20 protein-coding genes and 5 pseudogenes are annotated in these 26,141 nt (G+C 70.2%); 15 read left to right on the top strand and 10 right to left on the bottom strand.

All coding sequences use genetic code 11. The features are described from left to right. The 5 genes and pseudogenes from ACWDR3_RS37320 to ACWDR3_RS37340 all read right to left on the bottom strand — a co-directional run. Nucleotides 1–145 (bottom strand): annotated as a pseudogene (locus tag ACWDR3_RS37320) (gluconokinase); the annotation flags it as partial. After that, nucleotides 136–495 (bottom strand): annotated as a pseudogene (locus tag ACWDR3_RS37325) (dihydroxy-acid dehydratase domain-containing protein); the annotation flags it as partial. The pseudogenes ACWDR3_RS37325 and ACWDR3_RS37320, both read right to left, overlap by 10 nt. A 166-nt stretch (nt 496–661) precedes the next feature. Continuing rightward, nucleotides 662–1,267, bottom strand: coding sequence for a TetR/AcrR family transcriptional regulator (locus ACWDR3_RS37330; RefSeq protein ID WP_450357020.1), 606 nt, complete (start codon nt 1,265–1,267; stop codon nt 662–664). Continuing rightward, nucleotides 1,264–2,088, bottom strand: a complete 825-nt coding sequence (locus ACWDR3_RS37335; protein ID WP_401718596.1) for a sugar phosphate isomerase/epimerase family protein — start codon at nt 2,086–2,088, stop codon at nt 1,264–1,266. The genes ACWDR3_RS37330 and ACWDR3_RS37335 overlap by 4 nt, the downstream gene beginning before the upstream one ends. Before the next feature lie 214 nt (nt 2,089–2,302). Further along, nucleotides 2,303–3,235, bottom strand: a complete 933-nt coding sequence (locus ACWDR3_RS37340) for a Ppx/GppA phosphatase family protein (RefSeq protein WP_450357021.1) — start codon at nt 3,233–3,235, stop codon at nt 2,303–2,305. A gap of 71 nt (nt 3,236–3,306) precedes the next feature. Between ACWDR3_RS37340 and ACWDR3_RS37345 the strand changes: the two genes are divergently transcribed. Next, the gene (locus ACWDR3_RS37345) at nt 3,307–4,131 is read left to right on the top strand and encodes a hypothetical protein (protein ID WP_450357022.1); all 825 of its coding nucleotides are present in this window, start codon (nt 3,307–3,309) and stop codon (nt 4,129–4,131) included. 88 nt (nt 4,132–4,219) lie between these two features. Here ACWDR3_RS37345 and ACWDR3_RS37350 read toward each other — a convergent pair whose 3' ends face one another. After that, nucleotides 4,220–5,947 carry a BACON domain-containing protein gene (locus ACWDR3_RS37350; RefSeq protein WP_450357023.1) on the bottom strand — a complete coding sequence of 576 codons (1,728 nt, stop codon included), beginning with the start codon at nt 5,945–5,947 and terminating at the stop codon, nt 4,220–4,222. Nucleotides 5,948–6,187: 240 nt separating this feature from the next. On the opposite strand from ACWDR3_RS37350, the gene radA reads away from it, so the two are divergent. Continuing rightward, complete coding sequence (gene radA / locus ACWDR3_RS37355) at nt 6,188–7,597, top strand: DNA repair protein RadA (protein WP_450357024.1); 1,410 nt, start codon at nt 6,188–6,190, stop codon at nt 7,595–7,597. Between the two features lie 81 nt (nt 7,598–7,678). Further along, complete coding sequence (disA, locus tag ACWDR3_RS37360; protein WP_450357025.1) at nt 7,679–8,803, top strand: DNA integrity scanning diadenylate cyclase DisA; 1,125 nt, start codon at nt 7,679–7,681, stop codon at nt 8,801–8,803. A 77-nt stretch (nt 8,804–8,880) separates the two neighbouring features. Here the strand turns inward: disA and ACWDR3_RS37365 are convergent, their stop codons facing one another. Then, nucleotides 8,881–9,702 (bottom strand): hypothetical protein, encoded by an 822-nt coding sequence (locus ACWDR3_RS37365; RefSeq protein WP_450357026.1) that lies wholly within the window; start codon nt 9,700–9,702, stop codon nt 8,881–8,883. A 194-nt stretch (nt 9,703–9,896) separates the two neighbouring features. On the opposite strand from ACWDR3_RS37365, the gene ACWDR3_RS37370 reads away from it, so the two are divergent. The 5 genes from ACWDR3_RS37370 to cseC all read left to right on the top strand — a co-directional run bounded on the left by ACWDR3_RS37370 (nt 9,897) and on the right by cseC (nt 14,468). Continuing rightward, a complete protein-coding gene (locus tag ACWDR3_RS37370; RefSeq protein ID WP_450357027.1) occupies nt 9,897–10,853 on the top strand; it encodes an A/G-specific adenine glycosylase in 957 nt (318 codons plus the stop codon). A gap of 270 nt (nt 10,854–11,123) precedes the next feature. Continuing rightward, nucleotides 11,124–11,663 (top strand): SigE family RNA polymerase sigma factor, encoded by a 540-nt coding sequence (locus ACWDR3_RS37375; RefSeq protein WP_450357028.1) that lies wholly within the window; start codon nt 11,124–11,126, stop codon nt 11,661–11,663. Beyond that, complete coding sequence (locus ACWDR3_RS37380) at nt 11,651–12,301, top strand: hypothetical protein (protein WP_450357029.1); 651 nt, start codon at nt 11,651–11,653, stop codon at nt 12,299–12,301. Before ACWDR3_RS37375 ends, ACWDR3_RS37380 begins: the two co-directional genes overlap by 13 nt. Before the next feature lie 80 nt (nt 12,302–12,381). Next, the gene (gene cseB / locus ACWDR3_RS37385; protein WP_450357030.1) at nt 12,382–13,086 is read left to right on the top strand and encodes a two-component system response regulator CseB; all 705 of its coding nucleotides are present in this window, start codon (nt 12,382–12,384) and stop codon (nt 13,084–13,086) included. A gap of 17 nt (nt 13,087–13,103) precedes the next feature. Beyond that, a complete protein-coding gene (cseC, locus tag ACWDR3_RS37390; RefSeq protein WP_450357031.1) occupies nt 13,104–14,468 on the top strand; it encodes a two-component system sensor histidine kinase CseC in 1,365 nt (454 codons plus the stop codon). A 285-nt stretch (nt 14,469–14,753) separates the two neighbouring features. Here cseC and ACWDR3_RS37395 read toward each other — a convergent pair whose 3' ends face one another. Continuing rightward, entirely contained in the window at nt 14,754–16,331 is a 1,578-nt protein-coding gene (locus tag ACWDR3_RS37395; RefSeq protein ID WP_450357032.1) for an MDR family MFS transporter, read from the bottom strand. 192 nt (nt 16,332–16,523) lie between these two features. Here ACWDR3_RS37395 and ACWDR3_RS37400 point away from each other — a divergent pair, with 192 nt between their 5' ends. Continuing rightward, nucleotides 16,524–17,132, top strand: a complete 609-nt coding sequence (locus ACWDR3_RS37400) for a TetR/AcrR family transcriptional regulator (RefSeq protein WP_450357037.1) — start codon at nt 16,524–16,526, stop codon at nt 17,130–17,132. Nucleotides 17,133–17,144: 12 nt separating this feature from the next. On the opposite strand, the gene ACWDR3_RS37405 is transcribed toward ACWDR3_RS37400, so the two are convergent. Continuing rightward, entirely contained in the window at nt 17,145–17,849 is a 705-nt protein-coding gene (locus tag ACWDR3_RS37405; RefSeq protein ID WP_450357033.1) for a M23 family metallopeptidase, read from the bottom strand. A gap of 371 nt (nt 17,850–18,220) precedes the next feature. On the opposite strand from ACWDR3_RS37405, the pseudogene ACWDR3_RS37410 reads away from it, so the two are divergent. The 5 genes and pseudogenes from ACWDR3_RS37410 to ACWDR3_RS37430 all read left to right on the top strand — a co-directional run. After that, nucleotides 18,221–18,960: pseudogene (locus ACWDR3_RS37410) on the top strand (NACHT N-terminal Helical domain 1-containing protein); the annotation flags it as partial. Between the two features lie 31 nt (nt 18,961–18,991). Beyond that, nucleotides 18,992–19,873 (top strand): hypothetical protein, encoded by an 882-nt coding sequence (locus ACWDR3_RS37415; protein ID WP_450357038.1) that lies wholly within the window; start codon nt 18,992–18,994, stop codon nt 19,871–19,873. Nucleotides 19,874–19,980: 107 nt separating this feature from the next. Then, the gene (locus ACWDR3_RS37420; protein WP_450357034.1) at nt 19,981–20,601 is read left to right on the top strand and encodes an HAD family acid phosphatase; all 621 of its coding nucleotides are present in this window, start codon (nt 19,981–19,983) and stop codon (nt 20,599–20,601) included. Nucleotides 20,602–20,706: 105 nt separating this feature from the next. Beyond that, nucleotides 20,707–21,057, top strand: a complete 351-nt coding sequence (locus ACWDR3_RS37425) for a trypco2 family protein (RefSeq protein WP_450357035.1) — start codon at nt 20,707–20,709, stop codon at nt 21,055–21,057. Then, nucleotides 21,054–24,335, top strand: coding sequence for an NACHT domain-containing protein (locus tag ACWDR3_RS37430; RefSeq protein ID WP_450357036.1), 3,282 nt, complete (start codon nt 21,054–21,056; stop codon nt 24,333–24,335). Before ACWDR3_RS37425 ends, ACWDR3_RS37430 begins: the two co-directional genes overlap by 4 nt. Before the next feature lie 63 nt (nt 24,336–24,398). Here ACWDR3_RS37430 and ACWDR3_RS37435 read toward each other — a convergent pair. Further along, a pseudogene (locus ACWDR3_RS37435) lies at nt 24,399–26,045 on the bottom strand (ATP-dependent Clp protease ATP-binding subunit); the annotation flags it as partial. Between ACWDR3_RS37435 and ACWDR3_RS37440 the strand changes: the two are divergent. Next, nucleotides 26,041–26,141, top strand: a pseudogene (locus ACWDR3_RS37440) (prolipoprotein diacylglyceryl transferase); the annotation flags it as partial. The pseudogenes ACWDR3_RS37435 and ACWDR3_RS37440 overlap by 5 nt on opposite strands.

Consider the following 26,141-nt stretch of genomic DNA (forward strand, 5'->3'; position numbering starts at 1 on the left):
GGTCGCGGTACGCGCGCTTCAGCGCCGAGCTGCTGACCACCCCGCCGAGCCCGGCCCGGCCGTGCGCCCAGGTGCCGATGGCGGCAGGTCCTCGTCCATCAGCGTGTCCCGTCCGCGAAGCCGGTGTTGAGGTGGGATGCAGATCAGGGCGTCCGCGCAGTGCGCCTCGACCATGTACTCCACGCTGTCCGCGATCAGGTCGCGGGAGGGCAGGGAGTAGAGCATGCCACCGTGGCCCATCGCGATGCCGTCGTCGACGGCGATCGTGTTGAACTCGCGCGGGATGCCTCCGGCGGCGGTGATCGCCTCGCTGACGATGCGGCCGACCGGCTGGAGGTGAGTGTGCCCGGGGACGAACTCCGTGAACGAGTTGGCGACCGCGATGATCGGCTTGCGGCCGATGTCCGCGCCGGGTACACCGGAGGCGCGCATAAGGGCGCGTGCGCCCGCCATGTTGCGGCCGTGGGTGACTGTGCGGGACCTCAGCTCGGGCATCGTCGCTCGCTCCTTCAGAGACGGTCGTCAGAGACTTCAGAGACGGTCGTAAGAGACTTCTGACTGCATTCGAGCGTACGCCCGTCATCCAGGGGTCGGGACGCGGTGTCCGGAATGCGGGACGACTGTCTCGGTTGCCGAGGGCGTCGAGAGGGGCTCGGCCCGGTCAGGGCCCCGTCAGATGCCCCTGCACCACCGGCGCCACCCGGGCGATGACCTGCTCCACGTCCGCCGACGCCAGCGGCTCGACCTTGATGACGTACCGCAGCATCGCGCACCCCACCAGCTGCGCCCCCGCCAGCTCGGCCCGCAGCTCCGCGTCCGGCACCTCCAGCTGGGCCGCGACCCGGCCCAGCACCTGGGAGACGACAAGGCGGCGGAAGACCGTGGCCGCGGCCTCGTTGTTGACGGCCGAGCGGACGATCGCCAGCAGGGGCGTACGGGTGACGGGGTTCTCCCAGACACCGAAGATGAAGCGGGTCAGGCGCTCGCCCACGTCCTCCAGGGGGCCGTCGGCCACCGCCTCCGGGGCGTTGGCGGCGGGCGCGAGGGCGACCGCGATGGCCGCCTCGAAGACCTGCTCCTTGGTGCCGAAGTAGTGGTGCACCAGCGCGGAGTCCACGCCGGCCGCCTTGGCGATGGCCCGTACGGACGTCTTGTCGTAGCCGCGCGCGGAGAACTCCTCGCGGGCCACGGTCAGGATGCGGTCGCGGGTGTCGGCGGACTCCGTGTTCGGACGCCGGCCGCGGCGCCGGGAGGTGGCCTCGGTCACCGTCGGGGCACCTTCACCGCGGAGGCGAGATGCAGGCGCGTGTAGGCCAGCGCCTCCGCGAGATCGGCCTCGCGTTCGGCGCTGGACATCGCGCGCCGGGTGTTGACCTCGATGACGACATGGCCGTCGAAGCCGGTCAGGGCGAGACGTTCCAGCAGTTCGGCACAGGGTTGCGAGCCGCGGCCGGGGACGAGGTGCTCGTCCTTGGCCGAGCCCTTGCCGTCCGCGAGGTGGACGTGGCCGAGGCGGTCGCCCATGCGGTCGACCATGTCCATCGCGTCGACGCGGGAGGTCGCGCTGTGGCTGAGGTCGATCGTGAAGTGCCGGTAGTCGTCCTTGGTGACGTCCCAGTCGGGGGCGTACGCCAGCATCTCGCGGTCGCGGTAGCGCCAGGGGTACATGTTCTCTACGGCGAACCGCACATCTGTCTCGTCGGCCATGCGCCACATCCCGGTCACGAAGTCCCGCGCGTATTGGCGCTGCCAGCGGAACGGGGGGTGTACGACCACGGTGGTCGCGCCCAGTTTCTCCGCCGCCGCGCGGGCTCGCTGGAGCTTGATCCAGGGGTCGGTGGACCACACGCGCTGGGTGATGAGCAGGCACGGGGCGTGTACGGCGAGGATCGGGACCTGGTGGTAGTCGCTGAGTCGGCGCAGTGCCTCGATGTCCTGGCTGACCGGGTCGGTCCACACCATGACCTCGACGCCGTCGTAGCCGAGGCGCGCGGCGATCTCGAAGGCGGTCGCTGTCGACTCCGGGTACACCGAGGCCGTTGACAGGGCGACCTTCGCATCCGGGATCCTCACGACTGGCTCCGCCATGGGGGACAGATTACGTCGTGCGGGTGGGTGGGGCGGGGCGGCTATTGGCCGTTGTGGGGTTCGCCATAGGCGGCTGCGGGTGCGTTGTGGCTTGTCGCGCAGTTCCCCGCGCCCCTTAGGGACGTGCAATGAACGCACATCGACGCGGCCCCGTGCCCCTTGGGTACCTGTACTGAACGCATATCGACACCATCCCGCACCCCCAGCAAGGCACCTAAACCGGACGCATCCGGTCAAGTCGCCGCAGGATCACGCCTTCCCTGAGCGCCCACGGGCAGATCTCCACCGTCTCCACCCCGAACAGATCCATCGCGCCCTCGGCCACCAGGGCGCCCGCGAGGAGTTGGCTCGCTCGGCCCTCGGAGACTCCCGGGAGTTCGGAGCGTTGGTGGGCCGTCATGCCGGTGAGTTGGGGGACCCAGGCTTCGAGGGACTCGCGCTTCAGTTCGCGTTGGACGTAGAGGCCCTCGGTGGAGCGGGCCGCGCCGGCGATGCGGGCCAGCTGGCGGAAGGTCTTTGACGTGGCTACGACGTGGTCGGGGGCGCCGAAGCGGGTGAACTCGCCGACCGTGCGGGCGATCTGGGCCCGTACGTGACGGCGCAGCGCCCTTATGGAGTCCGGGTCCGGGGGGTCGCCGGGGAGCCAGCCCGCGGTGAGGCGGCCGGCGCCCAGCGGGAGGGAGACGGCCGCGTCGGGCGCCTCGTCGATGCCGTAGGCGATCTCCAGGGAGCCGCCGCCGATGTCCAGGACGAGCAGCTTGCCCGCGGACCAGCCGAACCAGCGGCGGGCCGCCAGGAAGGTCAGCCGGGCCTCCTCGGCACCGGTGAGGACCTGGAGCTCGACGCCGGTCTCGGCCTGCACGCGCGCGAGGACGTCGTCGGCGTTGCTGGCCTCGCGCACGGCGGACGTGGCGAAGGGCAGCATTTCCTCGACGCCCTTGTCCTCGGCCGCCTGCACGGCCTCCCGGACCACCGCGATCAGCTTCTCCACGCCTTCGGGGTCGATCGCCCCGTCCTCGTCGAGGAGTTGGGCAAGGCGAAGCTCCGCCTTGTGCGAGTGCGCGGGCAGCGGGCGCGCGCCGGGGTGCGCATCGACGACCAGCAGATGCACCGTGTTCGATCCCACGTCGAGGACACCGAGTCTCATGTACAGAACGCTACTGCCAGCTGAACGGTCCTCCGTCCTCGATGCCGTCCTCCGCGCCTTACGCTGGTCTCGTGCCAAAGACGAAAAAGGCAAAGGCCGACAAGTCGACGGGAAAAATGTCGAAGGCGGCGAAGAAAGCCCTGGCCGCCGACGAGAAGGGGGTCGACTTCGCACGCGCGTGGGTGGAGTTCCCCGATCCCGCGGACGACGAGCAGATCTTCCGGTGTGACCTGACCTGGCTGACCTCCCGCTGGAACTGCATCTTCGGCAGTGGCTGCCAGGGCATCCAGGCGGGCCGCGCGGACGACGGGTGCTGCACGCTGGGCGCCCACTTCTCCGACGAGGACGACGAGAAACGCGTCGCCGGCTTCGTCGAGCGGCTCACCCCGGACATCTGGCAGCACCACGACGTGGGCCGCGAGAGCGGCTGGGTCTCCGAGGACGAGGACGGCGAGCGCCAGACCCGTCCCTTCCAGGGTTCCTGCATCTTCCAGAACCGGCCCGGCTTCGCCGGCGGCGCGGGCTGCTCGCTGCACATCCTGGCGGTCAAGGAGGGCCTCGAACCGCTGGAGACCAAGCCGGACGTGTGCTGGCAGCTGCCGGTGCGGCGGACCTACGACTGGATCGACCGGCCCGACGACACGCGCATCCTCCAGGTCTCCATCGGCGAGTACGACCGCCGGGGCTGGGGTCCGGGCGGCCACGACCTGCACTGGTGGTGCACGTCGGCCACCTCGGCGCACGGCGCGGGCGACCCGGTCTACGTCTCCTACCGGCCCGAGCTGACCGAGCTCATGGGCAAGGCCGGCTACGACCGCCTGGTCGAACTGTGCGAGCAGCGACTGGCCTCACAGCTGCCGCTGCTGGCACCGCATCCCGCGGACCCGGTGGACTGAGCGGGCTGAGCGGGCTGAGCTGAGGTGACAGGGCCTGGCTGACGCGAGGTGTCGGGCCAGGCCCTACGACACGGACGGGCTGCCTGCCTTACGACGTCGACGGGCTCGGGTCGCCGCCGTCACCGGGCGGGGGCGACGAGCCGCCCGGGTCCGACGGCGCCGTGTCCGTAGGCGTCGGACCCGGGTCGGGCGACGACGGCGGCGGGTCGCTCGGGCTGGGGTCCGAGGACTCCGTCGGAGTCGGGTCGGGGTCGTGGGACGAGGGCGGCGGATCGCTGGGGCCGCCCGGGTCCGAGCCGGGGCCACCGGGGCCGGAACCCGGGTCGGACGGGCTGGGCGCGGTGCCGTAGCCGTCGATGGAGACGACGGCGCCGGCCGGTGAGATCGCCACCCGTGCGCTCCAGTGGCCGGACGGCTCGCGCAGATGGTCGACGTACACCTTGATCGTCAACGATTCGCCCGGTGCGAGCGTTCCCGAGGACTGGCTGAGGTAGAGCCAGGAGGCGCCCGTGGTGGCGGACCAGCGCACGGGGGCCGAGCCGGTCGCGGTGAGGGTGACGAGTGTCGTGTCGCCGCTGTTGCCGGCCGAGACGTCGAGGTGTCCTGCGCCCTTGCGGCCGGCGCCGGTGACGCTGATGACCTCCACCGATACGTCGGGCCGGTCGCCCTTGCCGAAGCGGGGTCCCGGCCTGGTGCTGGCGTTGCCGGCGTTCTCGTAGCCGGTGCCGGACGCCTCGCCGTCGAGCAGCCCTGGGCCGTGCGCCTCGCTGGCGGTGGCGTTGTGCCCGTCGGGGCCCTCGGCGACTGGATCGCCCCGGTAGGCGGCCCACAGGGCGAGCACGGGGGCGGCCACGACGGTGGCGACGACGGTCGTGGTGACGGCACGCGCGCGTAGGCGGTCGCGGCGGGCGGCACGGTCTTTGGGGTCCATCGGAAAGCCGCGCCGGTCGAAACGGGGTGCGGCGGCGCCACGCGCGCGTGGGTGATGCGCGAGCGCGACATGCAGGGCCGCGCGGGGTGCTTCCAGGACGGCGAGTTCGGCGGGGGCGACCGTCGTACCGGGCCACGGGCCGGGGACCGCGCGCTCGGCGCTGCGGCGGCAGTGCGGGCAGTCGTCGACGTGCCGGACGAGTTCCTTGCGCAGGGCGGTCGAGAGGACGAGCTGGTGGTCGCCGGTGAGCCGGGCGACGCTCGGGCAGGTGCCGGTCTCCACGACGGCGAGGGCCGCGCGGGTGCGCTCGACCTCGCAGGCGGCGGAGGCGAGCAGTTCGCGGGCGGCGGCGAGGTCCAGGCCGAGGACGGCGGCGACCTCGTGGGCGGCGAGGTGGTGGCGCACGGCGAGTTCGAGCGCCTCGCGCTGCTCCGGGGTGGTGCCGGCGGCCTCCGGCCAGGCGAGCAGGGCGAGTTCGCGCCGCCGCTCCTCCTGGACCTCGACGGCGATCAGCGGGACGGCGGGCTCCCGGTGGCCGTCGTGCCGGCCCGCCGCGTGGGTGCCCTGACGTTTCTGCTTGGCCTCGGCCAGCTTGCGCAGACAGGCCCAGCGGGCCAGCGCGTACAGCCAGGCCCGGCGGTCGCCGTCCGCTTCCGGACCGCGGCGCCGCTCGGCGAGCGCGAGGACGTCACCGAGCGCCGCGGTGGCCGTGTCGTGGTCGCACAGGACGGACAGACAGTAGGTGAACAGCCCGTCCAGGTACGGCTCGTAGCGCGCGGGCGGCCGCTGCGCCAGCGTGCGCGCCGCGGCACGGTCACGCGCCTCCCGACGCGCCCGGTGCGCGCCGGTGGTGCGGGGCGAGGTCTCCGGACTGCTGCTCATCATCCGTGGACCGTAGGCGGCCCGCGAGGGCCCCTTCCGGCACCTTGAGCACTTTTAATCCGTACGGGTGAAACGATCCCTCAATCGGGTACAGGAACCCCGGATTCCGTGGCCTGTTCCTGACAGGAGGTGGCCGAATCCCGGGGGCGCGCACCGCGCGCCGGACGGGTCGGACCGGTCGGAGCGAGGTCGCCGGAACCGGTCGGCGGCCGCGTTGTCAGTCCCGCCGGTTACGGTTCCGTCATGGCCACCCGTACGAAGACCGCCAAGGACCGTCCGTCCTACCGCTGCACCGAGTGCGGCTGGCAGACGGCCAAGTGGCTCGGCCGCTGCTCCGAGTGCCAGGCGTGGGGGACGATCGAGGAGTACGGCGCGCCCGCGGTCCGTACGACGGCACCGGGCCGCGTCACCACGTCCGCGCTGCCCATCGGCCAGGTCGACGGCCGCCAGGCCACCGCCCGCTCGACCGGCGTGCCCGAGCTGGACCGGGTGCTCGGCGGCGGACTGGTCCCCGGCGCGGTCGTCCTCGTCGCGGGCGAACCCGGCGTAGGAAAGTCGACCCTGCTGCTCGACGTGGCGGCCAAGGCGTCGAGCGACGAGCACCGCACCCTCTATGTCACCGGCGAGGAGTCCGCGAGCCAGGTCCGGCTGCGCGCCGACCGCATCAAGGCCATCGCCGACCACCTGTATCTCGCCGCGGAGACCGATCTGGCCGCCGTCCTCGGTCACTTGGACGCGGTGAAGCCCTCGCTGCTGATCCTGGACTCGGTGCAGACGGTGGCCTCCCCGGAGATCGACGGCGCCCCCGGCGGCATGGCCCAGGTCCGCGAGGTGGCCGGCGCCCTGATCCGCGCCTCCAAGGAGCGCGGCATGTCCACCCTCCTCGTCGGCCATGTCACCAAGGACGGCGCGATCGCCGGCCCCCGCCTCCTGGAGCACCTCGTGGACGTGGTGCTCTCCTTCGAGGGCGACCGCCACGCACGCCTGCGTCTCGTACGGGGCGTCAAGAACCGCTACGGCACGACGGACGAGGTCGGCTGCTTCGAGCTGCACGACGAGGGCATCACGGGCCTGGCCGACCCCAGCGGCCTGTTCCTCACCCGCCGCGCGGAGCCGGTCCCCGGCACCTGTCTGACCGTCACCCTGGAAGGCCGCCGCCCCCTGGTGGCCGAGGTCCAGGCGCTCACGGTCGACTCCCAGATCCCCTCCCCCAGGCGCACCACCTCGGGCCTGGAGACCTCCCGTGTCTCGATGATGCTCGCCGTCCTGGAGCAGCGCGGCCGGATCAGCGCCCTGGGCAAGCGGGACATCTACTCCGCGACGGTCGGCGGAGTAAAACTCTCGGAACCGGCCGCGGACCTGGCGATCGCCCTCGCCCTGGCCTCCGCGGCGAGCGACGTCCCGCTGCCGAAGAACCTCGTCGCGATCGGCGAGGTCGGCCTCGCGGGCGAGGTCAGACGGGTCACGGGCGTGCAGCGCAGGCTCTCCGAAGCCCACCGCCTGGGCTTCACCCACGCCCTCGTGCCGGGTGACCCGGGCAAGATCCCCAGCGGCATGAAGGTGCTGGAAGTCGCGGACATAGGGGACGCTCTGAGGGTCCTTCCGAGCTCCCGTAGGAGAGAGGCCCCACGGGACGCGGAGGACCGCCGGTAGACTTTGCCCTGGTCTCGCCCGTCCGTACGAACGTGAAGTGCGAACGGCGGTGCCCCAGCAACCTGCGACCGGAGGAGTGCAGTGGCAGCCAACGACCGGGCAACAGCTCCCGGGAAGCCCGGTGGGAGTTCCGGTGCCGATGGCCTGATGCGCGCCTCCCTGAGCGCCGTGGCACCCGGCACGGCGATGCGCGACGGCCTGGAGCGGGTGCTCCGCGGCAACACCGGTGGTCTCATCGTGCTCGGCTTCGACCGGACGGTCGAGGCGATGTGCTCGGGCGGATTCGTCCTGGACGTCGAGTTCACGGCCACGCGGCTGCGTGAGCTGTGCAAGCTCGACGGCGGCATCGTGATCTCCTCGGACCAGTCGAAGATCCTGCGCGCGGGCGTGCAGTTCGTGCCCGACGCGACGATCCCGACCGAGGAGACGGGCACCCGGCACCGCACCGCCGACCGCGTCTCCAAACAGGTCGGCTTCCCCGTGGTCTCCGTCTCCCAGTCCATGCGCCTGATCGCCCTCTACGTGGACGGCCAGCGCCGCGTTCTGGAGGACTCGGCCGCGATCCTCTCCCGCGCCAACCAGGCCCTGGCGACCCTGGAGCGCTACAAGCTCCGCCTGGACGAGGTCGCGGGCACGCTCTCCGCCCTGGAGATCGAGGACCTGGTGACGGTCCGGGACGTCTCCGCCGTGGCCCAGCGCCTGGAGATGGTCCGCCGCATCGCCACCGAGATCGCCGAGTACGTGGTCGAACTGGGCACCGACGGCCGTCTCTTGGCCCTCCAGCTCGACGAACTGATCGCGGGCGTGGAACCCGAGCGCGAACTGGTGGTCCGGGACTATGTCCCCGAGCCGACGGCCAAGCGCTCCCGCACGGTGGACGAGGCGCTCTACGAGCTGGACGCCCTCACCCACGCGGAGCTCCTCGAACTCCCCACGGTGGCCCGGGCGTTGGGCTACACCGGCTCCCCCGAAGCTCTCGACTCGGCGGTCTCCCCGCGAGGCTTCCGCCTCCTGGCCAAGGTCCCGCGCCTGCCCGGAGCCATCATCGACCGCCTGGTCGAGCACTTCGGCGGCCTGCAGAAGCTCCTCGCCGCGAGCGTAGACGACCTCCAGACGGTGGACGGCGTGGGCGAGGCCCGGGCCCGCAGCGTCCGCGAGGGCCTCTCCCGCCTGGCGGAGTCGTCGATCCTGGAACGCTACGTCTGACGCCGACCCGCTACGTTTGACGCCGGACCGCTACGCCCGACGGGGGCACCCGTAAGCCCCCAACCGCTTGGCCGCCGTCAGTCGTTGTCGAGCACGAACGACGTCTGAAGCTTGGCGTACCCCGCCGCCTGGACCTCCACCAGATAGGTCCCGGCCCCCGCGGACCCGGCCGGCGGCGTGGCGCACTCGGGGGCGCTCGGCTTGCGGTCCCACTTCACCGTGTAGGTGACGCTGCTCCCGGCCGGCACCCGGTACATCAGACTCCCGGACGTCTTGGGGCAGTCGGCGGAGGACCAGTAGGCGCTCCCACCCTGGAGGATGGTCACCACCGCGCTCTTGGGCCCGAGATCGACCTTGCAGTCGCTGCTTGCGGAACTCTTCGCGGTGAGCAGCAACGAAGGCGTGTCGTCAGGGCCGTAGTTGTTGTGCAGACTGCGCAGACTCAACGTCACCGTACTGGCGGTGCAGTTGGGCAGAGTGGAATCGACGGGCACGGTGTCACCCGTACCGACACCACCACCGGAGCCGCTGCCCCCGTCCGAACCGGAAGCCGACCCCGTGTCACCCGAACTGCCGCCGGAGTCACTGCCGTTGGAGTCCCCGGAACCCCCACCGGAGTCGCTGCCGGCGCTTCCCCCGGTGCCTCCGCTGCTCGACTCGTCGCGCCCGCCCGGGGCTTGGCTGATCGCGGGCCCCGAACCGGACGGCCCTGCGGAGATCGTGGGCGCGGGAGTCTTGCCGTTGGCCCCGTCGTCGTCCTTCTTCCCGCCCCCGCCGTCCGAGGTCACGATCCACGTGACGAGCAGCGCCAACAGGGCGAGTACGGACAGCAGTACGGCCCTCCGACGCCAGTAGATGGTGGAGGGAAGCGGCCCGACCGGATTGCGCAGAGATCCCACGGCGCAAACTGTACGAGAGATCGGAACGTTCCCTCGCCCCACCCGCCGCCAGTACCTCAACTTTTCCGGATCATCATCCCGGCACGCCCACGTACGCGCGGCGGCCGACGCACCACCACGCCCCCGACCCACCCCCGCACCGCGCGCGCAACGGCGGCCCAACCGCCGGAGGCCATGGCAGGATCGGAAGCGCCATGACTGCGCCCACGAAGCCCCCACACGACAGCCCCGCCGACGCCCCCGCGGACTCCCCCTCCGGCGCCTCCCCCGGAGAGACCGCCGGCGACCTCCACGCCCCCGTGATCGACTGGTTCGAGGAGCACGCCCGGGACCTCCCGTGGCGCCGCCCCGAAGCCGGCCCATGGGGCGTGATGGTCAGCGAGTTCATGCTGCAGCAGACGCCGGTCAACCGCGTCCTGCCCGTCTACGAACAGTGGCTGGCCCGCTGGCCCCGCCCCGCCGACCTCGCCGCGGACGCCCCCGGCGAAGCGGTCCGCGCCTGGGGCCGCCTCGGCTACCCCCGCCGCGCCCTGCGCCTGCACGGGGCCGCGGTGGCGATAACGGAACGGCACGACGGCGACGTACCCACCGATCACGCCCAACTGCTCGCCCTGCCCGGGATCGGCGAGTACACGGCCGCTGCGGTGGCGTCCTTCGCCTACGGTCAGCGGCACGCGGTGCTGGACACCAATGTGCGCAGGGTCTTCGCGCGCGCGGTCACCGGCGTCCAGTACCCGCCGAACGCCACCACGGCGGCCGAACGCAGGCTGGCCCGCGCCCTGTTGCCCGACGACGAGCACACGGCGTCCCGCTGGGCCGCGGCGTCCATGGAGCTGGGCGCGCTGATCTGCACCGCGAAGAACGAGACCTGTCAGCGCTGCCCGATCGCCGCGCAGTGCGCGTGGCGGCTGGCCGGCAAGCCCGAGCACGCGGGACCGCCGCGCCGCGGACAGACGTACGCGGGCACGGACCGTCAGGTGCGCGGCCGGCTGCTGGCCGTTCTGCGCGAGGCGCACGCGCCCGTGCCGCAGGCGGCACTGGACCGGATGTGGCACGAGCCGGTACAGCGGGCGAGGGCACTGGACGGTCTGGTGTCGGACGGTCTGGTGGAACCTCTCCCGGGCGGTCTGTATCGACTCCCGTTGACGTGACGACGGCACGACAGCCGACGTAACGACGGACGTAACGCGCCCGCACCACTCCCAAATCAACCCACACCCCCACCAATCACCGCACCCGCTTACCCCGTCCCTACGGCTGTTACACAACCGACGGACAGCCGATTGCCAGCCGCGCGCTGCTTCGGACAGGCCCGTGACAACCCCTCCGTAGCTTCATCTACGTACCCGGCAGGTCCGGGGCGACTACGGACTGACCGCCGGCGAACGTCGGCGGAAACGGGGATCGGAAGGCGGTTCGACATGGCGCAGGGCGAGGTGCTCGAGTTCGAGGAGTACGTCCGCACCCGGCAGGACGCGCTGCTGCGCAGTGCCCGCCGGCTGGTCCCGGATCCGGTGGACGCCCAGGACCTGCTCCAGACGGCGCTGGTTCGGACGTACGGCCGCTGGGAGACCATCGAGGACAAGCGGCTTGCGGACGCCTATCTGCGCCGGGTCATGATCAACACGCGGACCGAGTGGTGGCGGGCCCGCAAGCTCGAAGAGGTGCCCACCGAGCAGCTGCCGGACGCGTGCGTCGACGACTCCACCGAGCAGCACGCGGACCGCGCGCTCCTCATGGACATCATGAAAGTGCTCGCACCGAAGCAGCGCAGTGTGGTGGTCCTGCGACACTGGGAGCAGATGTCGACGGAGGAGACCGCCGCCGCCCTCGGTATGTCGGCGGGAACGGTCAAGAGCACGCTGCACCGGGCGCTCGCCCGGCTCCGGGAGGAGCTGGAGAGCCGCGATCTGGACGCACGCGCGCTGGAGCGTGAGGAGCGGGAGCGGTGCGCGGTCTGACCGGCCGAGGGACCTTGCAGGCGGCGTTCACGACGGTGGTCGTGCTCGCCGCCCTCGCCCTTTTCGTCTCCGCCTGCGCGACCGGCGGCACCGGCGCCCGTGACGAGGGCCCGGCGCACGAGGGTGCCTCGGACTCGGTGGCGGGCGCCGCGGTCTCCGCCGCGCCCACGCCCAGCCCGACCTCGACGACCGCGCGCGTGGACGCGGTCAAGCTGGTCGAGGACGATCCCGAGGTCGCCACCGAGGTCAAGCGCGAGCTGAAGCCGTGCGTGGCCGACGAGTACCCGGTCGACGTCTCGTACGGCGACCTCACCGGCGGGCGCGCCGACGACGTCGTGGTGAACGTACTGACCTGCGGCGACGCGGTCGGGATCGGCAGCTACGTCTATCGCGAGGTGAGCGGGCGGTACGAGAATGTGTTCAAGGTCGAGGAGCCCCCGGTCTACGCGGAGATAGACCGCGGCGACCTGGTGGTGACCAAGCAGGTCTACGAGAAGGGCGATCCGGTGTCGAGTCCGTCCGGCGAGAACGTGATCACGTACCGCTGGGGCTCGGGCCGCTTCACCGAGGAGTTCCGCACGCACAACGACTACAGCAACGCGGTCGGGGGAGACGCGACGCCGGCACCGGCGCCGTGAACCGTTCGCGGCACTCGGATCGATCACCTGACAGCCGCACCTGTACGCCACCAACCGAAACGAGAGCTGAGAAGACCGGGATGGCAGACCAGACCCACGTCCTGTTCGTGGAGGACGACGACGTCATCCGTGAGGCCACCCAGCTCGCCCTGGAGCGGGACGGCTTCGAGGTCACCGCCATGCCCGACGGGCTGTCGGGCCTTGAGGCGTTCCGGGCCAAGCGCCCCGACATCGCGCTCCTCGACGTCATGGTGCCGGGCCTGGACGGCGTGAGCCTGTGCCGCCGGATCCGCGACGAGTCGACCGTGCCGGTGATCATGCTGTCGGCGCGGGCGGACTCGATCGACGTGGTGCTGGGCCTGGAGGCGGGCGCGGACGACTACGTGACCAAGCCGTTCGACGGTGCCGTGCTGGTCGCGCGGATCCGGGCGGTGCTGCGCAGGTTCGGGCACGCGAGCGGCGGCGACAAGACCGAGGAGGCGCCCGCGGAGGTGGCCGGCGGGGTGCTGACCTTCGGCGAGCTGGAGATCGACACCGAGGGCATGGAGGTGCGCCGGGCCGGACAGCCGGTGGCGCTGACGCCGACCGAGATGCGGCTGCTGCTGGAGTTCTCCTCTGCGCCGGGCACGGTCCTGTCCCGCGACAAGCTCCTTGAGCGCGTGTGGGACTACGGCTGGGGCGGCGACACCCGGGTCGTGGACGTCCATGTGCAGCGGCTGCGTACGAAGATCGGCCAGGACCGGATCGAGACGGTCCGCGGCTTCGGCTACAAGTTGAAGGCCTGAGCGGGGACGTCAGGGACATGCGGGGGATCTTCCGGAACCCGGGAACGGGCGGCGACGCGGCCGGTGGCACGAGCGGCGGCACGGGCGGCATCCGCACCGGACTGCGCTGGAAACTGAGCGCGGCGATCGCGCTGGTCGGCGCGCTGGTGGCGGTCGCGCTGAGCCTGGTCGTGCACAACGCGGCCCGGGTGTCGATGCTCGACAACGCGCGCGACCTCGCCGCCGAGCGGGTGCGGATCGCGCAGCGCAGCTACGAGCTGTCGAACCGCCTGAACTTCCCCAACGTGCGGATCGACGACCCGGATCTGCCGAAGGCGCTGCGCGAGAAGGTCGCGGAGGGCCGGCGGGCGACATACGTGACGGACCTGGCGAACGGCGTCCCGGACATCTGGGCGGCGGTGCCGGTCCACGACGGGCATGTGCTGTCCCTGCACACCGGGTTCACCGACCGCAGCACCGACATCCTCAAGGACCTCGACCAGGCCCTCGTCATCGGCTCCATCGCGGTGGTCCTCGGCGGCAGCGCGCTCGGCGTGCTGATCGGCGGGCAGCTGTCGCGCCGGCTGCGCAAGGCGGCGGCCGCGGCGAACCAGGTGGCCAGGGGCGAGACGGACGTACGGGTGCGGGACGCGATCGGCGGGGTGGTGCGGGACGAGACCGACGACCTCGCGCGCGCGGTGGACGCCATGGCGGACACGCTCCAGCAGCGCCTTGAGGCGGAGCGCCGGGTGACGGCGGACATCGCCCACGAGTTGCGTACGCCGGTGACGGGACTGCTCACCGCGGCGGAACTGCTGCCCCCGGGCCGCCCCACGGAGCTGGTCCTGGACCGCGCGAAGGCGATGCGCACGCTGGTCGAGGACGTCCTGGAGGTGGCCCGCCTCGACGGGGCCTCCGAGCGGGCCGAACTGCAGGACATCGTGCTGGGCGAGTTCGTGTCCCGGCGGGTGGCGGCGAAGGACCCGGACATCGAGGTGCGGGTGGTGCACGAGTCGTTGGTCACCACGGACCCGCGCCGCCTGGAGCGCGTCCTGTTCAACCTGCTGGCCAACGCGGCACGACACGGCAAGCCGCCCATCGAGGTCACCGTCGAGGGCCGCGTCATCCGCGTCCGCGACCACGGTCCCGGTTTCCCGGCCGGCCTCCTCGCGGACGGCCCCAGCCGCTTCCGCACCGGCAGCACGGACCGCGCGGGCCACGGCCACGGCCTCGGCCTCACCATCGCCGCCGGCCAGGCCCGAGTCATGGGCGCCCGCCTCACCTTCCGCAACATCCGCCCCCCGGGCGCCCCGGACCACGTCCCGTCCGAGGGCGCGGTAGCGGTGCTGTGGCTACCGGAACACGCACCGACGAACACGGGCAGCTATCCGATGCTGCCCTAGCCGTGTCCTCCGGGGGTTCGGCAGGGTCAGGCGCCCTCTCGCCATTTTGTCCATACGGCGATGGTGACAGGCGGCACTGACAATCGGGCCTCGCCCCTTCCAGCCCGTCCGGCGTTTGAGGACGAGGCCCTTCGGGCCGATGGGGGTCCGGGGGCGCAGCCCCCGGCAACGGCGCAGCACCCGAACAGGACGACGCACCCGAACCCACAAAACCGCCCCCGAACACGAAGAAGGCCCCCCGGGGCGGACACCAACCGGGGGACCTTCAGCTCACTGTGTGTGGACTCAGACGGCTTCGACGAGCGGCGCCGGGGCCGCCCCCTCCTCGCCAGGCTTAGGCGCAGCCGGCCCCGCTCCACGCAGCGTGACCTCCTTGACGAACACCGCCGCCACCAGCGCGGCCACGGCCACGATCGCACCCAGCAGGAACGCGGAGTGGATACCCGCGGAGACCGCGTGCTGGTACGCCTCCCGCGCAGCCGCCGGCAGCTTCGCCAGGCTCGCCGCGTCCAGCTGCGCCGACTGCTCGGTGACCTTGGAGCCCAGCGCGCCGGCCCGCTCGGACATGACGTCCTGGACCCGGTTGTTGAACAGGGCGCCCATGATCGCGACACCGAAGGAGGAACCGAGCGTGCGGGACAGCGTGCTCGTGGAGGACGCGACGCCCATGTCCTTCATCTCGACGCTGTTCTGCGCGACCAGCATGGTGATCTGCATCAGGCAGCCCATGCCGAGTCCGACGACGGCCATGAACACACCGGACATGAGGCGCGAGGTGTCGGTGTCCATCGTGGACAGCAGGTACAGCCCGACGATCATCGCGGCGCTGCCGACGACCGGGAACACCTTGTACTTGCCGGTGTTCGTGGTCACGCGCCCCGCCACCATCGAGGTGACCAGCATCGCGCCGAGCATCGGCAGGAGCAGCAGCCCGGAGTTGGTCGCGGACGCGCCCTGCACGGACTGCTGGTACAGCGGCAGGAAGAGCGTCGCGCCGAACATCACGAAGCCGGTGATGAAGCCGATGATCGACATCAGGGTGAAGTTGCGGCTGCGGAAGATGTGCAGCGGCACGACCGGCTCGGCGGCCTTGGTCTGCCAGTACACGAACCCGACCAGCGAGACCACGCCGATCCCGATGAGCTCCATGATCCGCGCGGAGGACCAGGCGTACTCGGAGCCGCCCCAGGTGGTGACGAGGACGGTGGAGGTGATGCCGACGGTCAGCAGGATGACACCGAGGTAGTCGATGCCCGCCTTGGCCCGCTTCTTCGGCAGGTGCAGCACGACGCTGATCAGGCCGAGCGCGAACACGCCGAGCGGCAGGTTGATGTAGAAGGACCAGCGCCAGCCCCAGTTGTCGGTGATGGTGCCGCCGACCAGCGGTCCGCCGATCATCGCGAGCGCCATGACGCCGGCCATCATGCCCTGGTACTTGCCGCGCTCCCGCGGCGGGATCAGGTCACCGATGATCGCCATGACGCCGACCATCAGACCGCCGGCGCCCAGACCCTGGATGGCCCGGAAGCCGATCAGCTCGCCCATGTTCTGGGCCATTCCGCTGAGCGCGGAGCCGATCAGGAAGATCACGATCGAGGTCATGAAGGTGGCCTTGCGGCCGTACATGTCGCCGAGCTTGCCCCAGACCGGGGTCGAGGCGGCGGTCGCGAGCGTGTACGCCGTCACCACCCAGGACAGATGTTCAAGGCCGCCGAGTTCGCCCACGATCGTCGGCATCGCGGTGCCCACGATCATGTTGTCGAGCATCGCCAGCATCATGGTGATCATGAGCGCCAGCAGTACGACCCGTACGCTGCGGGGCTGTTTGCCCGTGTCCACGTCCACCGTCTGTGTGTCCGCCATTGTCGCCACTCCCCTTGTACTTCCCTGTACATCCCCCCGGCCGGCTACTTACTTGCCGCCCGGCTAGTTGACTACACTGCAGGAAGGTAGACCCGGAACTAGCCGGGCGTCAAGTAAGTTTTCTAGTCGGGCGGCAAGTAAGTTAGGACCAGGCCGCCAGGTAAGTTTTCAGGGAGCCCGATGACCGCGAGGATGGTTGGCACCATGGACGGCACCAAGCAGCAGCGCCGCGGCAACACCCGCCAGCGCATCCAGGACGTCGCGCTCGAACTCTTCGCCGAGCAGGGGTACGAGAAGACCTCGCTCCGCGAGATCGCCGAGAGCCTCGACGTCACCAAGGCGGCCTTGTACTACCACTTCAAGACCAAGGAAGAGATCCTCGTCAGCATCTTCGACGATCTGACGCAGCCGATCCTCGACCTGACCGAGTGGGGCAAGCACCAGCCGCACACGCTGGAGACGAAGCAGGAGATCGTACGGCGCTACAGCGAGATCCTGGCCGGCGCGGCACCACTGTTCCGCTTCATGCAGGAGAACCAGGCGGCCGTGCGCGAACTGCGGGTCGGCGAGACCTTCAAGGACCGTATGCAGGGCCTGCGCGCGATCATCGTGGACCCGGACGCGGCCCTGGTCGACCAGATCCGCAGCGTCAGCGCGATCTTCACCCTGCACGCCGGGATGTTCTTCATCCAGGACCTGGACGCGACCCCCGAGGAGAAGCGCAAGGCCGTCCTGGAGGTCGCGACCGACATGGTGACCCAGGCCCACCAGGGCATGAAGCCCGCCGCGGAACCGTCCTAGCCGGTCAGCCGGTCAGACGGTCAGACCCTTGGCGCGCAGGAACTTGACGGGGTCGATCGCCGAGCCGTAGTTCGCGGTCGTACGGATCTCGAAGTGCAGGTGCGGGCCACTGGAGTTGCCGGTGTTGCCGGACTTGGCTATGTGCTGCCCGGTGGCGACGACCTGTCCGACCTTGACGTCGATCCGGGACAGGTGGGCGTACTGCGAGTACGTGCCGTTGGCGTGCTTGATGACGATGGCGTTGCCGTACGCGGCTCCGTCGCCGGCGCCGTTCGAGCCGGCCTTGACGACCGTGCCGCCGTGCGCGGCGCGGACGTCGGTGCCGCTGGCGACGGCGAAGTCCTGGCCGCTGTGGGTGGACTGCCACATGCCGCCGGCCTGGGCGAAGGTCGCGGAGAGCGTGTAGCTCTTGACCGGCGCGACCCAGGAGACGACCTTCTTGGCGGCGGCCTTCTGCACCGCGGCCTTCTTCGCGGCGGCCTTCTTCGCGGCGGTCGCCTTGGCGCTCGCCGCGGCCTTGGCGGCCTTCGCCTGCGCGGCGGCCTGCGCCTGGACACCGCTCGCGGCGGCGGTGGTGTTCACGGCGGACGTGGCGTCGGCGGCGACCGCGACCCCGGCGCCCAGCGCGACCGACACACCGAGACCGGCGGTCAGGACGGCCGCGCGGGTGCGGAGCGTGGACGTACGGGCGGAGCGGAACGGGACGCGCGAAGACATCGAAACCTCATGGGGACGGGGACAGAAAAGCCACCCGGCACACGGACGGCCGCCGGATGGACCGTCCCTTGGTACCCCCGACCTCCACGGACCCCAAAACCCAAGATCTACGACGGAAGCTAGTACTTCATGCCAAAACTTCCGACTCCTTGACACACCCCCCATCGGGAATGAATCCACCCACGACGGACGAACCAGCCAAGAGGTTCCAGGACAAAAGTCCTTTTTGCCCAGATCAGCCGATCTACTACCCCGGGCAGTAACGGACAAATCGCCTGTGCGGCATGTCACCGACCCACAAGATCAAGGCCCTTGGGAATGTGACGGGGACTACTCTGCTGTCTCATCGACGAGGCTCAGGGGGAGGCCGAGTGGATCCGACGGTCATCGGCACCAGGCTCGCGTCCGGCCTGATCGGCCCACTGGTGAAGAAGCTCTTCCTACGGGAGGGTCCGGGCGCCGGCCTGGTCGACAAGCCCGTACGCGTCTCGGCGCTGGTGTCCTTCCGGGGCGAGCGGCGCACCCTCGGCCGGCGGGAGCTGCGCAAGCTGGTCCGGGAGCTGGTCGAGCGCGCGGCCCGCGAGACCCGGGAGGCACCGCTGGACACCGCGGAGCTGGAGGCGGTGGCCGACGCCCTGCGCCGCACCCTCCTCGCCCTCGGCGACCTGGACCTGGACGACATGCAGGCCGTACGCCTGGGCCACGAGGCACTGGCCGACCGCCTGTTCGCCGAAGCGGGCGGCGACGACCTGCTCCGCCTGCTCAGCTACGACTCGACGTTCCTCAGTTGTACGACACGGCCCCGTCCATTCTGCTCGCGCGGCGGGACGCGGAACGCGACATGCTCCCGCGGGGCGACCGCGGCTCCGGCATCCACCTCACCGAACTCCCGCAGATCCAGCTCCTCCAGCGCCTGGCCTACTGGCTGATCCGCAACAACCAGTCCGAGCTGGACCGCGACCGCGCCGAGCGCATCGTCGCCGACGTCCTGCCCGCCCTGCCGGCCGCCGCGCCCCAGGGCGACGCGGCCGAGCTGCTGCGCCACCTCCTGGTCCGCAGCGGCCTGCTCCGCGAACCCTCCGTCGGCACCGTCGAGTTCATCCACCGCACTGGCCCGGTACCGCTCGCACCCGGCCAGAGAGGTGCGCTCCCAGCTCACCTGGACCTGGCACCGGTTCCCGGCCCGGCGCTATGCCGAGCAGGTCGTGTCCCAACTGCGCGAGGAAGGTCTCTACTTCACTGCGCACTCGGCGGAACACTTGCGCATCCTGGCCGAGTTGGGCGGGAAGACGCGCCTGCAACTGGTCGGAGACCTCGACCCGTCCGCGCTCGATCCCGACCAGGTGACCGGGCTCGTCATCCGTGAGAACAGAAGCCTGCGAGACCTCAACGCCCTCATTCCCCTCCACCGGCTCACCACTCTGGACATCAGCAGGTGCCCGGAGGTGGACGACCTCACCCCGCTGGCCCGCCTCCCCCTGTCCAACCTGTCGCTGGACCTCATGCCCGGACTGGAGCGGCCGGGCGCCCTGTCCCCGTTGCGCCACTCGACCACACTGACCCAACTCGACCTGGGACAGGCCCTGTTCGCGGACTCCCTGGACGAGGCCCTCTGCCCGGACGCGCCCTTGTCCTACCTGCGCTTCGGCGGAAACTCCCTCACGCACACCGGCCTTCGGGGCCTCCACCGCTTCCGCTCCCTCACCGAACTGAGCCTGGCCACGGACCTCACCACGCGCCTCTCCCCCGAGGACCGCGAGGAGATCACCCGTCTCCCCGCCCTGCGGAGACTGCGCTTCAACTGGCAGGTGTTCGGCTGGGACGGCCCGCCGCTGCCCGGCATCACCGGCCTGCGCTTCAACAACTTCACCGGCACCGAGGACGTATCGAGCATCCCGACCCTGTTCCCCAACCTCCACGCCATGCTGATCGTCCTCGCCCCGGACACCTACGAGGTGCCCGCGGACGTCCTCGCCCAGTTCCCCGTCACCCCGGCCGTCACCAAGTTGTACAGCGTTGTGTGACGCACACCCCTAGAAACCTACCCCCCAGTAACCCTACGGTTCCCCTCACGCCACCCGCGCCCCTCACCATGCACCAGACAACGGCATACGGACGTGAAGAGGACCCCATGACAACAAGACGCCCTTGGACGCGCCGCCTGGCCGTCACCGCCGTCTCCGCTTCGGCCCTCGTGGCACTGGCGGCCCCCGCGAACGCGGCGACGACCACCACCAGCACCGCAACCGCAGCCGAGGACGTCGACTACGCGACCTGGCAGACGGACTGCCAGGCGGTCATGGACCAGGCTCTGCCCTACCTGAAGCAGCGCATCGCCGCAGCCAAGCCGGGCGAGAAGCAGGCGATCGTCTTCGACATCGACAACACCACCCTGGAGACCGACTTCGGCTTCAGCTGGCCGCAGCCGGCCAACAAGCCGGTCCTGGACGTCGCGGAGTACGCCCAGGAGCACGGCGTCTCGCTGTTCTTCGTCACGGCCCGCCCGGGCATCATCTACCTGCCCACCGAGTACAACCTCGAACACGACGGCTACGAGGTCTCCGGCCTCTACGTCCGCGGCCTCTTCGACCTCTTCAAGGACGTCGCCGCCTACAAGACCGCCCAGCGCGTCGACATCGAGACCAAGGGCTACACGATCATCGCGAACGTCGGCAACAGCGCCACCGACCTCTCGGGCGGCCACGCCGAGAAAACGTACAAACTCCCGGACTACGACGGTCAGTTGTCCTGACTCCCGCCCCGGACCCCCAGTTGGTCTGATCGCCGGGCGCGTCCCCTGTGGGGCCGGTACTTTCGGGTACCGGCCCCACTGCGTCGACGGGCCGAGGGGGATTCCATGAGCGCCACAGACCTGCCGCGCGTCGAACTCGCGGACGCCGTACAGACCATCCGCGACGAGCTGCTCACCGCGGCACGGCGCTCGACCGGACAGGACGTCGTCTTCGAAGTGGGCGACATCCAGATGGAGTTCACGGTCGAGTTCCGCAAGGAGAACAAGGCCCACGCGAAGGTGCTGGCCTGGGTCGTCGACGCGGGCGCGGACACCACGCGCGCCAACACCCGTACGCACAAGGTGTCCTTCACCCTGCGGGCACGGGACTCACGGACAGGCGCGCCTCTGAAGGTGCGCAACGAGACGGAGGGCAGCGTCGACGCGTTCGGACGCGGTGCGCCCACGACGCCGTGACCCTGCGTTCGGCCGTCGAGCGGTCCGTGGTGGTGCTGGCCGGAGCGCAGGGCAGCGGCGTCATGCTCACCCCGCGGCTCGTGCTGACCAGCGCGCACGTCCTCCGGAACAAGGAGTGGATCCGCACGGTCCACCCGGAGAGCGAACAGCCCCTGCCCAGCCGGGTGGTGTGGCGCGACGACGAGACCGACACCGCCCTGCTGCTCACCGGTGAGGAGCTGGTCGCCCCGGACCGCTGGGCGCTGGCGAGGCTGCGCTGGGGAGCCGTCGGCGGCTCCGACCCGCTGCCCGGCTGCCAGGTCGTCGGCTTCCCCTCGGTCCAACGGTTCGGCCCTGACGAGCAGTTGGAGTACGACCAGCTCACCGGGACCGTGCTGCCCATGGCGGGGCGGATCAGATCGACGCTGGTGTGCGAGTTCGACCGGGCACCGGTGGCCGCACCGAAGCCGGGCGAGTCACCCTTCGCCGGACTGTCCGGGGCGCCTGTGTTCGCCGGTGCGGTGCTGATCGGCATAGTCACCCAGGTCCCGGACAAGCGCGACCACCGCCGTATCGAGGCGACCCCCGTGGAACGGATACTCCAGGCGCCGAACTTCCCCCGCCAGGTGATGGGAAGCGAACCGGGCCATGTCCCACCGGTGTTGGAGACGGTCGGGCCGGGCTCCCACTTCCAGGACGAACGGTTCGAACGCCAGTACGCGCGCGCCCTCAAGACGCGGTACCGGAAGATCGAGATCTTCGGGCTCGACGAACTGGGCACCACCGAGACCAACTGGGATCTGGACACGGCGTACTTGAGCCTGGAGGCGATCTCCGCCACGGAGACTCGGGAGACTCGGGAGGCTCGGGAGAACGCGCCTCTGCCCCAGACCGTGTCCGTACCGCGCCGGATCAACGACCTGCTCGCGGACCGCCCTCGGACCGTCCTGCGCGGCGAGGCCGGCGCCGGCAAGACCACGCTGGTGTGGTGGCTCGCCTCCCATGCCGCCTGCGGCGCCCTCGGTCACGAACTCGCCGAACTGAACGACCTGGTGCCCTTCGTCGTCCCCATGCGCAGCCTGCTGGCCCGGGGCAGGGCCTTCCCCCGGCTCCCCGAACTGGCCACGGTCGCCGAGCTCCAGATCGACGCGCTCCCCGACGGCTGGACCGGCCGCGTCCTGGAGGCGGGCCGCGCGCTCCTGTTGGTCGACGGCATGGACGAAGTGCCGCCCGCAGACCGGGAGGAGGCCCGGCGCCGCCTCTCCGATCTCCTGACGGCGTATCCGCACAACCGGTGCCTGGTCACCGTACGACCCCTGGCGGTGGCCACCGACTGGCTCGGCTCGGAGGACTTCGAGGAACTGCGTCTGCTCCCCATGCGGGACGAGGACGTCCTGGCCTTCTCCCGGGCCTGGCACGCGGCCGCCCGCCTCGAATGCGCCGGCTTCCGCGACGCACACCGGGCGGCCGTCGAGGAGCAGCACCTCCACACCCTGGAACGCGCCCTGGAACAGGAGTTGGAGCGCAACCCGACCCTCCTCCACCTCTCCCGCACCCCACTCCTGGCCGCCGTGGTCTGCGCCCTCCACCGCCGCCGCAGAGGCTTCCTGCCGGAGACCCGCTGGTCCCTCTACAACGCCTCGCTCACCATGCTGCTCGGCGGCCGCGACACCCTGCGCCGGGTCGGCGCGCCCGAGGGCATAGTCCTGGGCGTAGAGGAGCACCAGCAACTGCTCCAGCGGATCGCGGCCTGGCTCGCCCGCAGCGGGAACACCGAGTTCAACCACGCCCAGGCGGAACACCAGATCGCCCTGGCCATGCGGAGCATGCCCCAGGTGCAGCAGCAGGGCTCGGCCGAGGCAGTCCTCACCCACCTCCTCAACCGCAGCGGCCTGCTCCAGGAGCGCAACGAGACGGCCATCCAGTTCATCCACCGCACCTTCCAGGACTACTTGGCGGCGAAGGAACTCCAGGAGAGCGACGGCCTGGGCGAGTTGCTCCAGCACGCGGGCGAGGAGGAATGGCAGGACATCATCCTCCTAGCCATCGGCCACTGCCACCGAGGCGAGGTCCGCCGCCTGATAGAGCAACTCATCGAGAAGGGCGACGGCACCGAGGACCGGGCATTGCGCGCCAACATCCATGTGCTGGCGGCCCGTTGCGCGCTGAGCGCGGTGGTGCTGGAGGAGGAAGTGCGGGAGGAGGTGGCGGAGCGGGTGCGGGGGTTGTTGCGGCCGCTGGAGGCCACGAGCGTCACCGCGCTGGCATCGCTCGGGTCGTACGTGCTTCCGCTGGTGCCTGGTCCGGAGGGGCTGGACGAAGACCAAGTCATACGGCTCGTCCAACTCGTCCGCGCTGTAGGCGACCCTGCGTCCCTGCAACTGCTCCGGCGGTTCGCCACGCACGCCTCCCCCACTGTCCGAGACCTGATCAAGGACGCGTGGTCGCGTTTTCCCACAGAGGACTACGCCCGTGAAGTTCTCGCCCATTTGCCCCTTGAGGACGACCAAGTCATCGTGATCAACCCCGCCATGGTCGCGGCATTGCATCACTGCGGTCCCATCGGCATGGTCATGGCCACCATGGCCGTCAGCGGTGCGGACCTGGCCGATCTCCTGCCGCGTGCTCGCATCAGGGGGCTTTTCATCATCGACAACTCCCTGCTGGACGACCTCTCCTTTGTCCGCGGGCTTGGGCTGGCCTCTCTGTGGCTCAGGAGGTGTCCCAGAGTGAGGAAACTGTCCCCTCTGGAAGGTCTGCCGCTCACCTCACTCTTCGTGGAGATCCACGAGATGACCAAGTCCGAGCTGGTCTCCCTGGAACGACTGGACCGGCTAACCGAACTCTCTCTGGCTGGCCCCCCGCTCGACAGCAACATCCCCATTCCCTCAAGACACCCGACGGTCGAACGGCTCACGGTGATGGGCCACTCAGAGATGCTGATCAACAACCTGTCTCAGTGGCCCGCTCTACGAGAGCTCGCCGTGCAAGGCGACTGCAACGTGTACGCGCTCCTCCTGGCGACCGCCAAGGCCCCTTCGCTGACCAGCCTCGAATTCAGGTATGCGGCACTTCCGCTCAAACCTCGGGACCTCGATCCCCTGCCAAAGATCCGCGATCTCACCCTCAAAGGCATCGACCGCGCAAGTTCCGCGACGGACCTGGCCCAGATGTTCCCCTCGCTCACTCGACTCAGCATCGAGTGTGTCCCGGGCACCGCACTGGACCTGTCCCCGCTGCAGGACCACTACGACCTGACCATCGAGATCAACGACCAGCCAGCGCACCCAAGCCCATGAGAAAGGGGCCGGCGCCCAAAGGGCACCGACCCCTAACTCGTCACTCGGCGAACCCCCGAAGGGCTACGCCTCCTTGCTCAGATTGGGCCCAGCCCCGCCCGCCGCCTGCTCGATCGGCGGGACGTCCGGCAGTGCCGACTTCTCCTCACCCCGGAAGGTGAAGGTCTTGGCCTCGCCCTCGCCCTCGGTGTCCACGACCACGATGTGACCGGGGCGCAGCTCGCCGAAGAGGATCTTCTCGGAGAGCGTGTCCTCGATCTCGCGCTGGATCGTGCGCCGCAGCGGACGCGCACCCAGCACCTGGTCGTAGCCCTTGGTCGACAGCAGCTCCTTGGCGGACTGGGAGAGCTCGATGCCCATGTCCCGGTCCTTGAGGCGCTCGTCCACCTTGGCCACCATCAGGTCGACGATCGCGAGGATGTCGGCCTGGGTGAGCTGCGGGAAGACGACGACGTCGTCGACGCGGTTGAGGAACTCGGGCCGGAAGTGCTGCTTGAGCTCGTCCGAGACCTTGTTCTTCATGCGCTCGTAGTTCGACTTCGTGTCACCCGTGGCCGCGAAGCCCAGGTTGAAGCCCTTGGAGATGTCACGGGTGCCGAGGTTGGTCGTCATGATGATGACCGTGTTCTTGAAGTCCACGACCCGGCCCTGGGAGTCGGTCAGACGACCGTCCTCCAGGATCTGCAGCAGCGAGTTGAAGATGTCCGGGTGGGCCTTCTCGACCTCGTCGAAGAGGACCACCGAGAACGGCTTGCGCCGCACCTTCTCCGTCAGCTGGCCGCCCTCTTCGTAGCCCACGTAACCGGGGGGCGAACCGAAGAGCCGCGAGACCGTGTGCTTCTCGCTGAACTCCGACATGTCGAGGGAGATCAGCGCGTCCTCGTCACCGAAGAGGAACTCCGCGAGCGCCTTGGACAGCTCGGTCTTACCGACACCGGACGGGCCGGCGAAGATGAACGAGCCACCGGGACGCTTCGGGTCCTTCAGACCGGCACGCGTACGACGGATCGCCTTCGAGAGCGCCTTGACGGCGTCCTTCTGGCCGATGACCCGCTTGTGGAGTTCGTCCTCCATGCGCAGCAGACGCGAGGACTCCTCCTCGGTCAGCTTGAAGACCGGGATGCCGGTGGCGGTCGCGAGGACCTCGGCGATCAGCTCGCCGTCGACCTCGGCGACGACGTCCATGTCGCCGGCCTTCCACTCCTTCTCCCGCTTGGCCTTGGCGGCCAGGAGCTGCTTCTCCTTGTCGCGGAGGGAGGCGGCCTTCTCGAAGTCCTGCGAGTCGATCGCGGACTCCTTGTCGCGGCGCACGCCCGCGATCTTCTCGTCGAACTCGCGCAGGTCCGGCGGCGCGGTCATCCGGCGGATGCGCATCCGGGAGCCGGCCTCGTCGATCAGGTCGATCGCCTTGTCCGGCAGGAAGCGGTCCGAGATGTACCGGTCGGCCAGGGTGGCGGCCTGGACCAGCGCCTCGTCCGTGATGGAGACACGGTGGTGGGCCTCGTACCGGTCACGCAGACCCTTGAGGATCTCGATCGTGTGCGGCAGCGAGGGCTCGGCGACCTGGATGGGCTGGAAGCGGCGCTCAAGGGCCGCGTCCTTCTCCAGGTGCTTGCGGTACTCGTCGAGCGTGGTGGCGCCGATGGTCTGCAGCTCACCGCGAGCCAGCATCGGCTTCAGGATCGAAGCCGCGTCGATGGCGCCCTCGGCGTCGACGGACGGGCGGGTGCCCGGCACCTACCAGCCCACCTTCCTCTACGAGTCCCTGTGGTGCGTCGGCGTCGCCTTCCTGGTCATCTGGGCCGA

This window comes from Streptomyces sp. NPDC001002 (assembly GCF_053599215.1).